At 64.6% G+C, this 13354-nt stretch carries 12 protein-coding genes and 1 pseudogene; 3 read left to right on the plus strand and 10 right to left on the minus strand.

The annotated features are described in order from the left end of the window. Nucleotides 1-117: 117 nt before the first annotated feature. The 5 genes from MOX02_RS23680 to MOX02_RS23700 form a co-directional block, all read right to left on the minus strand. Complete coding sequence (locus MOX02_RS23680; RefSeq protein ID WP_147028290.1) at nt 118-381, minus strand: hypothetical protein; 264 nt, start codon at nt 379-381, stop codon at nt 118-120. Between the two features lie 62 nt (nt 382-443). Beyond that, nucleotides 444-866, minus strand: a complete 423-nt coding sequence (locus MOX02_RS31485; protein WP_170267969.1) for a hypothetical protein — start codon at nt 864-866, stop codon at nt 444-446. Between the two features lie 495 nt (nt 867-1361). Beyond that, nucleotides 1362-2831, minus strand: a complete 1470-nt coding sequence (gene terL / locus MOX02_RS23690; protein WP_147028291.1) for a phage terminase large subunit — start codon at nt 2829-2831, stop codon at nt 1362-1364. 11 nt (nt 2832-2842) lie between these two features. Beyond that, entirely contained in the window at nt 2843-3376 is a 534-nt protein-coding gene (locus tag MOX02_RS23695) for a DUF5681 domain-containing protein (protein WP_147028292.1), read from the minus strand. Beyond that, the gene (locus tag MOX02_RS23700) at nt 3369-4826 is read right to left on the minus strand and encodes a site-specific DNA-methyltransferase (protein WP_147028293.1); all 1458 of its coding nucleotides are present in this window, start codon (nt 4824-4826) and stop codon (nt 3369-3371) included. The genes MOX02_RS23695 and MOX02_RS23700 overlap by 8 nt, the downstream gene beginning before the upstream one ends. 920 nt (nt 4827-5746) lie before the next feature. Between MOX02_RS23700 and MOX02_RS23705 the strand changes: the two genes are divergently transcribed. Next, on the plus strand, nt 5747-6286 hold the full coding sequence (locus tag MOX02_RS23705; protein ID WP_147028294.1) for a DUF3489 domain-containing protein: 540 nt from the start codon (nt 5747-5749) through the stop codon (nt 6284-6286). Nucleotides 6287-6299: 13 nt separating this feature from the next. Beyond that, a pseudogene (locus tag MOX02_RS23710) lies at nt 6300-6515 on the plus strand (DUF2924 domain-containing protein); the annotation flags it as partial. Here MOX02_RS23710 and MOX02_RS23715 read toward each other — a convergent pair. Further along, a complete protein-coding gene (locus tag MOX02_RS23715; RefSeq protein ID WP_147028309.1) occupies nt 6483-7061 on the minus strand; it encodes a PAS domain-containing protein in 579 nt (192 codons plus the stop codon). The pseudogene MOX02_RS23710 and the gene MOX02_RS23715 sit on opposite strands and share 33 nt — an antisense overlap. A 1448-nt stretch (nt 7062-8509) precedes the next feature. On the opposite strand from MOX02_RS23715, the gene MOX02_RS23720 reads away from it, so the two are divergent. Then, nucleotides 8510-8749, plus strand: a complete 240-nt coding sequence (locus MOX02_RS23720) for a phospholipase A2 family protein (protein ID WP_174804960.1) — start codon at nt 8510-8512, stop codon at nt 8747-8749. Nucleotides 8750-9077: 328 nt separating this feature from the next. Here the strand turns inward: MOX02_RS23720 and MOX02_RS23725 are convergent, their stop codons facing one another. The 4 genes from MOX02_RS23725 to MOX02_RS23740 all read right to left on the minus strand — a co-directional run bounded on the left by MOX02_RS23725 (nt 9078) and on the right by MOX02_RS23740 (nt 13297). Continuing rightward, nucleotides 9078-9494, minus strand: a complete 417-nt coding sequence (locus MOX02_RS23725; RefSeq protein ID WP_238179773.1) for a hypothetical protein — start codon at nt 9492-9494, stop codon at nt 9078-9080. A 36-nt stretch (nt 9495-9530) separates the two neighbouring features. Next, the gene (locus MOX02_RS23730; RefSeq protein WP_147028296.1) at nt 9531-10421 is read right to left on the minus strand and encodes an LssY C-terminal domain-containing protein; all 891 of its coding nucleotides are present in this window, start codon (nt 10419-10421) and stop codon (nt 9531-9533) included. A 194-nt stretch (nt 10422-10615) separates the two neighbouring features. Further along, nucleotides 10616-11668 (minus strand): HAD family hydrolase, encoded by a 1053-nt coding sequence (locus tag MOX02_RS23735; protein WP_147028297.1) that lies wholly within the window; start codon nt 11666-11668, stop codon nt 10616-10618. 33 nt (nt 11669-11701) lie between these two features. Beyond that, entirely contained in the window at nt 11702-13297 is a 1596-nt protein-coding gene (locus MOX02_RS23740) for an arylsulfatase (protein WP_147028298.1), read from the minus strand. Between the last annotated feature and the right edge of the window lie 57 nt (nt 13298-13354).

Here is a 13354-nt window from a genome sequence, read left to right on the forward strand (position 1 = left end):
CCAGCTAGACAGCCAAAAGACCCAAGGGTCAAATCGCCGGGCATCCAGACGAACAGCTCAGGCTGCTTGATCCTTCAGCGGGTTTGCCGGCTCTCGGTCGCCAGCAATCCTTGATCCTCACGCAAGCTGATGAGCAAGCTCCTCATCCTCACGCAAGCGCGTTGCTGCGTCGAGCCCGCGTGCAGAGCACCAGGCCGCGAAGGCGCGCTCGCGAGCCTCGTAGGCTGAGCGCAGGGCGCTGTCTGGCTGGCCACGCCCGCTTGGCTTGTCACGGTGGAAGTATGGGTTGCCGCCGTAGAGACCTCGAACTTCGCGCGCCCACGCCTCATCTGCGGCGGCGAACTGCTCATCGATCTGCGCAAGCCGATCCGGGTGCACCACGGCAGAGCTCCTTTGCATGAGGAAACCCTCTCCGCCTGAAACAGCCCTGCCAATACCAGATGTTATAGCGGCCGATGCTCACAGGAATCCTCAGCCTGAGCGATCGTTGAGGGCGCTGGCTTGGCGAATGTAGTCCAGCACCGTGCGCGGATCGCGGTGTCCAGATTGATCCATGATCCGGGCGAGATCCGCGCCCTGCTCGGCCGCCTGCGGAATGAAGTTGGTACGCGCGTGGCAGGGCGCATGACCGCGCCCCCGTACGGCCTCGCCGCATCCGACCGTTGGATCTCCGCGGCCATCGCCTCGCAGCCTCTTACGATGGTGCTGCGTGCCTCGCCCTTGCTCAAACCGCAGGCGTTCAGCACACGCACCACCTGCAGCGTGGGATGGCCCTCGATGAAGAGGCGACCTTCCCATCCGAACTCGGCTCCCTGAAACTCAATCCGGAACGAAACGCCGTCGCGCTGAAAGACGTGCGGTTCCATGCCGATGCTCCGACAAGATTGCCTCCTATCAACCCACCGCTCGCCTCCGCGGTTCTGAAACTCGCTGTCCCGCGCGGCCCATGTGTCAGATCCTGGTGCGATTCACACCTGAACATTTGCTGCCGCTGCGTCCGCTTTCGGGATGCTGCCTGACGCCGCTGAATGGCAACTTTGGGCGGATTGTGTTGAAAAACACCGTTTGACCCTCTCTTGAGGGCATCGACATACAACAACTGGGGCGGCGGCGGACGGCAAACACTAGCTATAGAGGTCTTAGACTGCGCCTCGGAGTTTTTCAACACGATCGGCGCAAAGCAGAATGTCTGCTAATCTGCATTGAGTCAACCGCGTCTACATCGACAACTGTCTGATTTATTCTTCACAACCCGCTCCTGCGAGCGCTACGATCAAGCTGATCAACAGCCTGTGCGCCTTCGAATGCGGCGCACTTGGACTCACAACTGCCGTTGGCGGACGAACCTCGCGACCGCCATGCTACCCGCGCTCAAAGCCGTAGCCCCCAGGTCGCACGCTTGCCAGCCGCCGGCCCGTCACAGGATCGCGCTGGACAAAACCCTTTCCGCGCGGCGAGCCCGACCACTCGAGGAACTGCACCAGGCTGTCGACCTGATCGTCGTAGCGCCCATGCGGGAAGGCCAGCAGTTCACGCCGGAACGTCTCGAGCCAAGACGCCTCCCGCGGTAGCCAGTAACGACCGCTCTCCAGGCGAGCTGTCTGCCCCTCGAAGCGTATCCGCTTGTCCTGCCGGGGACTGCAACCATTGTAGATGCAGTGACCGCGCTCCTCGGCCCGAAGTTGCTGAAGCAGCGAGATACCTGAACCAGCCGGCTCGATCAGCACGAGATCGGCACGCCAGCGGCGGGCCAGCCCGCGCACGCGGTGCTTCAGGTCAGGAAAGTCCAGCCGCTCACGCGCGACATCGAGCAGATGCCAGTTGCCCCTGTAAAACCCCCAAGTCAGCCCCGCAGAGAAGTCGCTGGTCGGCTCTGCCGTGAGCGCCGTGTCCCAGCTTTGGACGACGAACTGGTACGCCTCACGAGGGAGAACCTCGTCGTAGCTGCCAAACCACTCCCAGCGCACGCGGTTGCCGCCCGGCGGGGTCGGATCCTGCTGATACTGAGCCGAAAACGCGAAGGCGCCCATCTCGAGCCGCAACTTGTCGAGTACCGGAACTGGCTCGCGTGCCTCGCACAGCGCCTCGTCCTTGGCACGGCGATGAATCTGACCGAAGCCGATCGGGATGACCTCGTCTGCCATCGCCTTTGCCGGCAGGTTCAGGTGCTCGAACTGACCCGTGCCGATCAGGTAGCCCGCCAGATCGTCCTCGTGCAGCCGCTGCTGGATCGCGATGATCTTGCCCGCACCCTTGTCGTTCAAGCGCGAGAGCAGCGTCTGCTCGTAGTAGGCCTTCACCCGTTCTCGCTCAGCTGCTGAGCCCGCGTCCGCCGCCTTCATCAGGTCGTCGACGATGATCAGGTCGGCGCCGAAGCCGGTTGCCGCGCCGCCCAGCGAGATCGCCTTGCGGCCGCCTCGGGCGGTGGTCAGCTGCTCGTCCTCGCGATTGCCGCCCACCGCCAGCCGCGTGCTGGGAAACAGGGCCTTGTACCAGTCCTCGGACAGCACCGCCCGGAAGTCACGGGCGTGCTTGGTGGCCAGCTCGCCTCCGTAGCTCGCCACCATGATCTTGAGCGCGGGATCCCGGCCGAGCAGCCAGGCTGGAAGGGCAACCGCGGTGCAGATCGACTTCAGGTGCCGCGGCGGCACGGTGATCAGCAGTCGCTGGCACTCGCCGCGGGCGACGCGTTCGAGGGCATGAGCGATGGCGCGTACGTGCCAAGCCGGGGTGAAGTCCTGGCCCGGATGAAGCGCTGCGAAGGCCTTCCAGATGAAGAAGTAGAGGTGCTGACGCAGGATGGCGTCACGCAGGGCAGCATCGTGGATCATGACCCTGCTCCTCAGTGACTGGTCGGGGAGGGCGGTCGGACCACGGCGTCCTCATGCCCCTGCGCATCAGAGCCAAGTAACTCTGCCGCGAGCACATCTTCCGAAGTGACCAAGGCGGCCCCTGTGCGGATCAGCGCCGCGAACTCCGCAATGATGGCTTGATCCGTGGCATCGACGGGCAGCGAGGCAGGCGCGATCATGTTGCTCCCGGCAGGAACCGCTGTGCCGGTCGGCCCGGACACACCGGTCAGATCACGAAGAAGCCGCGTGGCGCGCAGATCACCGCGACAGGCGTCATTGACGATGCGGCGGCCGATCACCTCGCGCTTGGTCAGCCGCTTCTCGCGCCCATCCTCGCGCACGACGACGATGCGCTCGAGCTCGCGCTCCGTGGCGGCAGCGAGGGACTGCGCCTTCTTCGGCCTGCCTTTGGGATTGCCGCACTGGCCCGGCTTGAAACGGCTCGCGAGGGGAGGGCAGCCGTAACCGACCTCGTACTCTGGTGTGCGATCGGCAGATGGATGCCGGGACGGCTTCTTAGACATGAGCCGCCTCCTGACCTTCACTGCCGCGTGCGTCTGCGCCGCTCACACTGGCGCGGCCGTTGGTCTCACTCGACGGCCCGTCGTTCAGGCGCTGCCGGGCGAGCTCATCGAAGGTCATGCCGGTGCCATCGTGCACAGCAGCTCTGCCGGTGAGTGCCTGCCAGCGGCGCACGGCCACGTCGACGTAGGCGGGGTCCAACTCGATGCCGTAGCCGACACGTCCTGCACGCTCAGCCGCGATCAGCGTCGTGCCTGAGCCGCAGAACGCGTCCAGTACCCGCTCACCCCGCCGCGTGCAGTCCTTGATGGCATCGACCACCAGAGCGACGGGCTTGACCGTCGGGTGTGAGGCAAGCTCCTCCAGACGGCGACGGCCGAAGGTGTTCACTCCCGCGTAGTCCCAGACGTTGCTGCGGTAGCGGCCGTGGCGACCGAGCTCGATCGTGTTGAGGTGCGCGCCGCCGGGCTTCTTGAGCACGAACACGAGTTCGTGCTTGGAGCGGTAGAACGAGCCCATGCCACCGTTGGTCTTGTTCCACACGCAGATGTTGAGCTGCTTGAGATCCACGCGGCGCGCGGCAGAGGTGAGCTCGAAGACGTGTCGATGATCCATGGCGAGGTACATCAGACCGCCAGCGACCAAGCTCTCGCGCAGCAGCTCCATGGCTCGGGCCAGGAAGGCGACGAACTCCGCCTCGCTCATCTCGCCCGACGCCATCGCGAACTCGCGATGCTGGATCTGACCCGAGCCGCAGACATGGCCGGAGACAGGCACGTTGTAGGGCGGATCGGAGAACACCATGCGCACCGGCTCGCCTGCGAGCAGGAGCGCGTAGCTCTCCGCCTCGAGGGCCGATCCACAGAGCAAGCGGTGCGATCCGAGCTGCCAGAGATCGCCGCTTCGCGAGACGGCAGCACCTGCCGCCGGAGCCGGACAAGTGTCGGCAGGATCGGCTTTGGCAGCAGTCGCCTCGCCGTCGATGATGAGGTCGATCTCGGCAACCTCGAAGCCTGTCAGCTCCAGCTCGAAGTCGAGGTTGAGGCCGGTGAGCTCGGACAGCTCCAGCGCCAGCGCCTCTCTGTTCCAGTCTGCGTTCTCGGCCAGGCGGTTGTCGGCCAGCCGGAAGGCGCGCAGGCGCTGGGGCGAGAGGTGAGCAGCCCGGATGACGGGCACTTGCGGCAGGCCGAGCTGTTTGGCCGCCAGCCAGCGGCCATGGCCGGCCGCGATGGTGTTGCCGGGCGAAACAACGACGGGCACCAGGAAGCCGAACTCGCGGATGCTGGCGGCGATCTGAGCCACCTGCTTGTCAGGGTGCTGGCGGAGGTCGCGGGCATAGGCCTTGAGCGCGGCTGTCGAGACGAGTTCGACGCCATCCGGCAGGAAGGTGTTGGAGCGCGGGGGAGGGGAGCTGCTGGCAGCGCGCAGCCGCGTGCGTGGTGGCTTGGACATGAGAGCCTCGGTCGTGAGCACGCGCGGGGAGCGCGTGCGGGGTGACGGAGGATCTCCGGATCAGCAGGTCAGAGGATCGTCTGGGCAGCACAAGGCGAGCATCGACATCCCCAGCCTCCTGAACGGAGATCCGGATGAAGTCGTCTGCTCGCCCACTCTCTGGCCCACTAAGGTTACCGAGGCTGCCGACTAAGAGCGACGCTTGCCGATGCGTGGTCGTAGCGAGGCAAACCCTGACGCCGCTCCTGCCGAGCTTCCTACAGCGGCACCCCTTCCCTGTAAAGAACAAAATGCGAACAAAGTCGCTGCTGCGATCGCTGTTCCGCTGCCACAGTTTCCCTGTTTCGGTGAGCAGGGAAATGCCTTGCAAGTATCTGCTGCGCCAGGCGGATCAGCAGCGTCACGTCACGCTCAGTCTGTTATCCCGGGCCATTTTCCCTGTTCATTCCGCGTGAACAGGGAAGCCGCCGCAGAGACAGGTTCTCTGTCGGTTGCGTGCACCACCACCCACTCGACGCGAACCGCGCCGTTTCCGAACACGCCAGAGATCGTCGAGATCTCAGGCACTTAGCGGAATGCGGGCATTCTGGCGCCCATTCTCCAGCCGCCCTGCGGAGGCGTTCGGGTACCGCTTAGCAGGCCCATTCTCGCGAGCTCTCGAAGCAGCTTCCGCATCCGCCGGACCGCCATGCCAGGAGACCGGTTCGCTGGCCCTCAGAGACGCTGTTCGCCGCGCTGAGGCGAATCAGCTCGTTCTCCAAAGCCCGCATTCGCGACTGGACTTCTGCTGCGAACCGAGCGGACATGCTCCCGTCCCGAGCAGGCCCCCTGAGGCCACTCGGATCCCCTGCCGACCCGTGCCGGTCCGCAGGGTTGCGGTGGTGGCAGCACGAGCTGCCTCAACCACCGCAGGACAAGCCATGCCCCTCAGCGAGATGCACCTCAGCCTCCTCCGCGCCGCGGCCGAGCGCCAGGACCTGCTGCTCACCCGCCCAGATGGGCTGAGCCCCCGAGCAGCTAGAACGCTCGCGGCCAAGCTGACCCGCGCTGACCTCGCCACGCAGGTCACCGTCACAGCGGATCAGCCAAGCTGGGGAGAGATCGCCAGCGGCCCTGTCGGCTTGCGAATCACCTCAGCCGGACTGGCCGAGCTCGGCTCCGAAGCTGCAGCGCCAGCGATTTCGCTGGAGAGCGACGATCAAGTGGCCGATCGCGCCTCGGAACCGCGGTCCGGCAGCAAGTTGGCCCTGATGCTGAGCCTAGTGCAGCGGGAGCAGGGCGCCACGCTGCAGGATCTGATCGGCGCCACCGGATGGCTGCCCCACACCACACGGGCCGCTCTCACCGGCTTGCGCAAGCGCGGCTACGGCCTGACGCGCACCCTCAGTGCAGAGGGTCAGAGCACCTACCGGCTCAGTACCGAGGCCACAGCCGCTGCAATCCACAACTCTGCTGCCTGAGCCGGAGATGCACATGCCTTCCTCCGCCGCTGCGGGCAGCGCTCTTGCTCAGGCCGATACGGATCTTGAGCGGGAGATTGCCGCCCTCGGCGCTCTCGACCTCGCTGGCCTTCGCAGCCGCTGGCGGCAGCGGCTGCGCAGCGCGCCTCCACCGCAGCTCTCGCGAGGCCTGCTGCTGCGGCTGCTCGCCTACAGGCTACAAGCCAAGGCTCTTGGCGACCTCGATCGCGACACAGCCCGCCTGCTCGAGCGCTTCGCCCGCGAGCGGCTGCGCCGGCGCGCTGCCGAGGAAAAAGTCGGTGGCGAACGTGACGACCTTGCAGGGCTTTCCCGAGCGATCCCGAACGGGATTGTACGACGCCCTGATCCAGATCTCGCGGCCATCGCTGGCGACGCGCTTGTACCGGCCGGACTGATACTCCCCATGGCGCAGCTTGGCCCAGAAATCCGCGTACTCGGCGCTGTCTCGATGGGCCACCTCCACGAACCGACTGTGATGTGCGCCCTGAATGTCAGCCAGCGTGTAAACAAGGATCGCCAGGAAATTCGCGTTGGCGGTGAGAATATTCCCATCCAAGTCGAATTCGATGATGCCCTGTGACTTGTCGAGCGCTGCGAGCTTGGCCTCTGCTTCCGTGACAGCCTTGTTCAATGCTCTGAGCAACATCAGTATGTCACCGTTAAGGATCGCGGGCAGCAGCCTACAGGATGGGTCGCGTGACGTGACGCCTGCGACAGCGTCACGCACCACAGGTTGCGAGCCAATCGATAACATCCAGTTAAGACCTGTCTCGATCTCAGGCGCGAACACTTTCGGCTTACATCGAGTCGCCGAGATGAAGGCCGGGCTCTGGTATTACGGATGCCTTTTACGCTAACGCTGCATCACCTCTGTCATGCTCCGACCGTGTATAAGGCCCACGCACATCCGTGCGACGCAACCTCGTTCGGCGCAATCTAGAGTAACCCAGGCTGAGATTGACCGGAACAAGAGAGGGGCTGACGCTTGGCGCTTCGGCCAGATCCTCGATGTCCGCGCTCAGCGCCGTGAGCCCTGGGAATTCGGAGCAGAGCTTCATTTCACGGCGAGACCGGATCAAGGAAGATCGGCAAGCAGGCTGCATCCGCTCGATCCGGTGTCCGATCCTCCCTTTGGCGGTCGGCCGGAGTTGTGCGGTCCGGAGGCCAGAGTATTGAGGTAGCGCCGAGGGCTCACCGATGGGATCGGCGTTGCAACGCGTGGTTGAGGGTTCCGGCTGACCTGACCGATATTTTGGATCGGGCGAAGTGCGAGGTCGGCACATAGCGTTGCGCGCCCCGGTGTTGACCGATGATGCTGCAGGCGTGGCGCTCTGAGACCTCACTCTCCCCCTGCGCATGTCGGCTTCGGAGAAGCGGGCGACATTGGCTGAACGGCCGAGATGGGCGCAATGCCGAACGGCTGAATTTGGCCGATAGCCGCTTGTCCGCTTCGGGGCTCACGCTGTGGGTAAGCAGACATAGATCGCCGGCAAGCCGGTCGCCGCCACGCGTCGCAGCCATTTCGGCCGCCTCCTTAACCCCCAGACATCGTCCTGACTTCGCCAGCGACATCGGATTCGGCAATGAACCACCTCGTGGGCGCCATTTAGTTCGTACGCTTGTGACAAGACTTCTGCACGCGTAGCATAAGTGACTGCTCCTTTAATAAAAAACGAGGCTCTCATGCTTGCCAGGGTCGCGTGCTCCTTCATGGCAATACTTCACGCGTCTGCGTCTTGCATTCCGGCGCAGGCGGCGCCCTACTTTGTTTGGTATCTGCCATCGCCGACGCCATTCTACCCGCTGCTCGTGATAAATCCAGACAACAAACCGTACTACAGGTGCACGCTCCAGCTGTTCCGAACCTACACCAAACGGGACGGATCGCAGGGATTCGATACGAGAAACTACTATTTTTCCGCCCCACCTAATGCGCCGGTGTCTCCAGGAATTTGGAACTCGCAGGAACACGGCGGAAACACCATAACCTCAACGAATGTATACTGCTCATCGTGAAGAGCGCCGCAGCCTTGTGTGAATATCAGCCGCCTCAGCCTGCGTCAGGGCAGCTTCGATTAGCATGACGATCTCCGCGGCGGGGAACTCGCTGACCTATGGTACCGGGTTCTCCACGAGGACCCTGCCACCCAGACTGGGTTCGGCGCGTTGGCCATAAGCTCCAATCCGAGAGGTGGGCTCGCCATGCCTCGCAAGATGGCAACGCCCCTGCTGCTCGCCCTCTTCCTGACCTCGCCGGCCATCGCCCAATCGGGGACAACATACTGGGGTGAGCCGGCGCTGCTCCCGCACGGCAATTACTGCGGCGTGGGCAACAACGCGCCGCTCTCGTCCATCGATGCGCTCGACGCCGCCTGCGCGCGACACGACGCCTGCACGCCCGCTGGCGGTCTACCGTCCCGAGCCCGCAACCTGCGCATCTAGTGAGACGCCGCCCCCATCTCCCGCAGCCAAGGCGGCCGGAGGCCCTCCGGGCGCCGGCGGGCTTCGTGGCGGCCAGCGCCGGCGCTCTGCCCTTCAACCCGAACCGTCCCGCGGCGCCAGTGGTCGCCGCGCGATATGGGCGGCATCAGCCCGGGCCTACCGTCCAGCCCTCTACCCGTACTGGCGGACGAGGTCCGACGCTGGAGTGCCGGTGATTGGCGCTCCTGGCCCTAAGCGTCCTTGCCGGCAGGCGGGGGCAGCAGACGCAGACCCGGACAACGATCCGGCCTTAGCCGGTCTCCGGTTGCGCACGCCTCACGCGAGCGGCTCACGGTGAGACCGTCCTCCGAGCCATCAGTGCCCACGTACCGACGGCAAGCGCCGCGTCGAGAATGGCAAACGTCACCAGCAGATGGGGGAACACGCCGGATGCGGCCAGAGCCAGGAGAACCGCCGGAACAAACGTTAGCCGGTTGACCACTGTCGCAGCAACGATCTGCCGTGCACCCGAACGGCCCCCGAACAGGTATAGCCAGCCGATAACGGCAACTGCCATGCCGATGACACGGACGAGTCCCTGCTCATCCCCCACGAAAGCCCGCTCCCGGAACAGCGCCTGTGTCGCGCCTGGCCAGGCGATGAGCAACGCTCCGGCCGCGAGGTACATTACGCCACTCACCGCCGTGTACTTGGACATGGTCGACATGTTGCGTGGGGTCGCGAGAAGCTCCTCGATGAGTGACATGCCTCGCTCCATTCGCTGGTGAAACTCGCCCTTCGCTCAGGCTCTGCCGGGTTTGCTGGGAAGGTCGCTTAGGGCTGAGCCGTCACGACGACGCGGATCGCCGGCGCCCCGGCTCAGGTCCGCGACGGCCACCAAGCCGTCGCTGACGTAGCGGTTCACCATACCGAGCGGCAACCGCTCGCCTGGGAGGTGGTAGCGCACCGGTCCGATCCCGCCGAGCTCCGTCAACTCCCGGACGAGGAACGCGCGCTCCGCATTGGTGTCGAGATCGGTCGCGTGGGTGATCTGGAAGCTGAGGCGCGTCAGAGAAAGACCAACATCCTTGGTCGCGGCGCCGACCCACAAGGCGCGCTCAGAAGCAGCCGGCCGGCTCGACGCGAGCCAAAAGGCCGCGGTGTCGAGGGTCGCCTCGGCGTGCTCAATGGGGAGGCCCCAGAAGCGAACGTGGTGACGCTTGCGCGGGCTGTCGCCGATCGGCCGCTGGAAGCCGACATCCTGCCCTCGGTTGAACAGGTAGAGCGTGCTGAAAGGGGCGCTCGGATAAGGCCGGTTCAGCACGAAGGCACATGCCATCTTCCAGGAACTGCCGAGACCGAGTGGCTCCGCCTGCGTCCAGCCGGCAAGGGCGAAGGCGCGGCGCAACTCGCCGAAGGCGCCGATCAGGACGAGATTGACGGGATCGCCCGGCAGGCCATCGCCGGTCAGCGTGTACAAAGGGACCCGGCCCCGATTGAGGATGTGCGCGCCGAGCCTGATTGCGCGCGGCAGGATCAGGTAGGCGGCGGCGGCGTAGGTGGACGCAAGCGCTAGGACGAGCGGCAGGCGACGGTCGGCGACGTCATAGAACAGCACCAGGATCAGCCAGATCGTTACCAGGCCGAGGACCAAGACCAGCGTGCGTTGCCCAAACAGCTTCAGACGCCTCACGGCGCTTGTCCTCCCTCCGTCCTCCTGCCCTCCGCCGCGCTCACTCGGCGCACCTTTGGCGTGATCGTGTTCGACCTCGAAGAAGAGGCTACCGTCACGCGGTACGCGCCACACTTGTGAACCCCGAATGAGATTTGCTTGGGAGCGTGGCTGTCCCGCCCCTGTTGGCGCTTCAGAGAGGCAAGGATGGAAGGTCAGCCCAACTCGAAAGGAAAGATCACCTTCCAGTCCCTCTTCATGTCCATGACCGCCCAGTTGTTGGCCGTGGCTGCGTTCAAAGCTTTGTCGAGACGCCCGAAGGCGGTGTTCCGATCGTAGGCGTATTCCCGCTCGGCGTCTGTGTGATGGACGATCAGGCCCAGGCGCGCGCCGCCGCTCATGGTTGTCCACTGCAGCATCTCAAGATCGCCGTCGGAGTTGCCGAAAGCCGCGATCGGCCTGCGGCCGATGTACTCGTTGATGCCGACGGGCTTGCCAGCCTTGTCATCGATGAAGTTTACCTGCGCCAGGCGGTACAGCTCGGGACGCCCATCGCGCATCTCGAACCTCGTCTTGATCGAAGACCCGATAACCTGCTCGGGTGGGACCCCGTAGACGCGGTTGGTCCAAGGACGCATGAACTCGACGCCGCCGCCCGAGACGATGAACGTCTTGAACTCGTTCGCGCGCAGGTAGCCGAGCAGCTCGATCATCGGCTGGTAGACCAACTCGATGTAGGGCCGCTTGAAGCGTGGGTGCCGGGCGGTTGCCAACCACTGCGAGACGATCGCGGCAAATTCCGCGCTCGTCATGCCGGCATGGGTCACCATGACCAGCTCCATCATGCCGCGCTCGCCGGACGCGGCCAGGGCTGCCATGTCACCGTCGAGCACAGCCTGGAACGGCTGCTTGTTCGTCCACTCTCGGTGCATGGGCGCCATCGTCTTCACGCGGTCGAGCGCGAAGGCGAGCTGGACGTACATCGGGTGTTCCGTCCACAGGGTGCCGTCGTTGTCGAACACCGCGATCCGCTCGGCCGGCTCGACGTAGTTGGATCCGCCCGTCTGCGTGACGCGACTGACGAAGTCTGTGATCGCCTGCTTCGACGCAGATTCGTTCCAGGAGGCCAAGAAGGCGGCAGAGGACGTCGGCGCTTGACCTAACGCTGGCAGGATCGATCCGGCCAGAACCGGAAGCCCGACCAAGGCCGTGAGCGCAGTCCGACGGTTGAGATGGCCTGAAGCACCTGAGGCAATGGGCGTCTTCATGTTCCCCGCTCCCGGATCTGCACAATGCCGCGGCTAGTTGCTGCCGGGCGGCAGCCTGAGCTTCTCCATGGCCTGTTCGATCGAGAAGCTGCCGGGGCGCTGACGCGGCGGGAACTGCTGGAAGCTTCCCAGATGCTGCGCGACCAGCGCCTGGGCCGGGACGAGCGCGAAGGCGTGCTCGATGAACCAGCGCACGTAGTCGCCCGACTCGTGCTGGGCCCGCTCAAAGGGATCGGAGCGCAGGTTGAACAGCATCGGCAGGCGCAGCTGCACCATCGGCTGGGCCCAGACATCGAGGCCTTCCGCCTTCTGTTCAAGAAACACCGCCTTCCACTGCTCGTAGCGAAGGCCGGCCAGGTTGCCGTCGTCCGTCCAGTAGAAGAACTCGCGGCGCTTGTCTGGACCGCTGCGAGCGAGAAGCTCGCGCTGGTCGTAGCCGTCGAGGTGAACCTTGAAGGTCTTGCCGGCCGCCTCGTAGCCCTGCAGGAGCTTGTTCTTGATCTCGGGCTCGCCGGCCGCGGACACCAGCGTCGTCGCCCAGTCCTCGGCCGAGAAGAGCTCGTTGATCTCGGTTCGGGCCGGCACCAGGCCGGGCCAGCGCACCATTGCGGGCACGCGATAGCCGCCTTCCCAATTGGTATTCTTCTCGCCGCGGAACGGCGTCGTGCCGCCATCTGGCCACGTGAACGTCTCGGCACCGTTGTCGGTGGTGTAGATCACGATGGTGTTGTCGGCGATACCAAGGTCATCGAGCTTCTTGAGAAGCTGGCCGACCTGTCCATCGTGCTCGACCATGCCATCCGGATAAATCCCGAGCCCGGTCTTGCCCTCCGCTTCGGCCTTGAGCCGGGTCCAGATGTGCATGCGGCTGGAGTTGAACCAGGCAAAGAAGGGCTTCTTGTCCCGGTTCGCGCGGTCAATGAAGTCGTTCGTGGCTGCCAGGAATTCCGCGTCGATGGTCTCCATGCGTTTCTTAGTGAGCGGCCCCGTGTCCTCGCAGGTCTGCTTGCCCCAGGGACCGAAGCGTGGCTCAGCACCGGGCGTGTCGATCGTCGTTGCCGTGCACTTCAGGACGCCGCGCGGGCCGAACTGCGCTCGGAAGGCGGGGTTCTTCGGGTAGTCCGGGTGCTCCGGCTCGTCCTCGGCGTTCAGGTGATAGAGGTTGCCGAAGAACACGTCGAAACCATGCACCGTCGGAAGGAACTCGTTGCGGTCGCCAAGATGATTCTTGCCGAACTGACCGGTCGCGTACCCCTGTGGCTTGAGCATTTCGGCAATGGTCGGGTCCTGCTCCGACAGGCCTTCCTTAGCCCCGGGCAGACCCACCTTGAGGAGACCGGTTCGCAAGGGACTCTGACCGGTGATGAAGGCTGAACGGCCTGCCGTGCAGGATTGCTGGCCGTAGTAATCCGTGAAGAGCGCACCCTCGTTGGCAATCCGATCGATGTTGGGGGTGCGGTACCCCATCATGCCACGATTGTAGGCACTGATATTCCAGTAGCCGATGTCGTCGCCCATGATGACGAGGATGTTGGGCTTTCGTGGCTGCGCGGCCGCGGGCGCAACGGCGACCGTAGCGACGAGGGCAGATGCGAGCAGTCCGAGCCATCCGCGGCGGTGCGTGTCCATGGTAAGCTTTCCTGATTAACCATCGAACGGACCGTGCAGCGGCGTCAGGCCCGCAAG

This window comes from Methylobacterium oxalidis (assembly GCF_007992195.1).
GTDB lineage: Bacteria > Pseudomonadota > Alphaproteobacteria > Rhizobiales > Beijerinckiaceae > Methylobacterium > Methylobacterium oxalidis.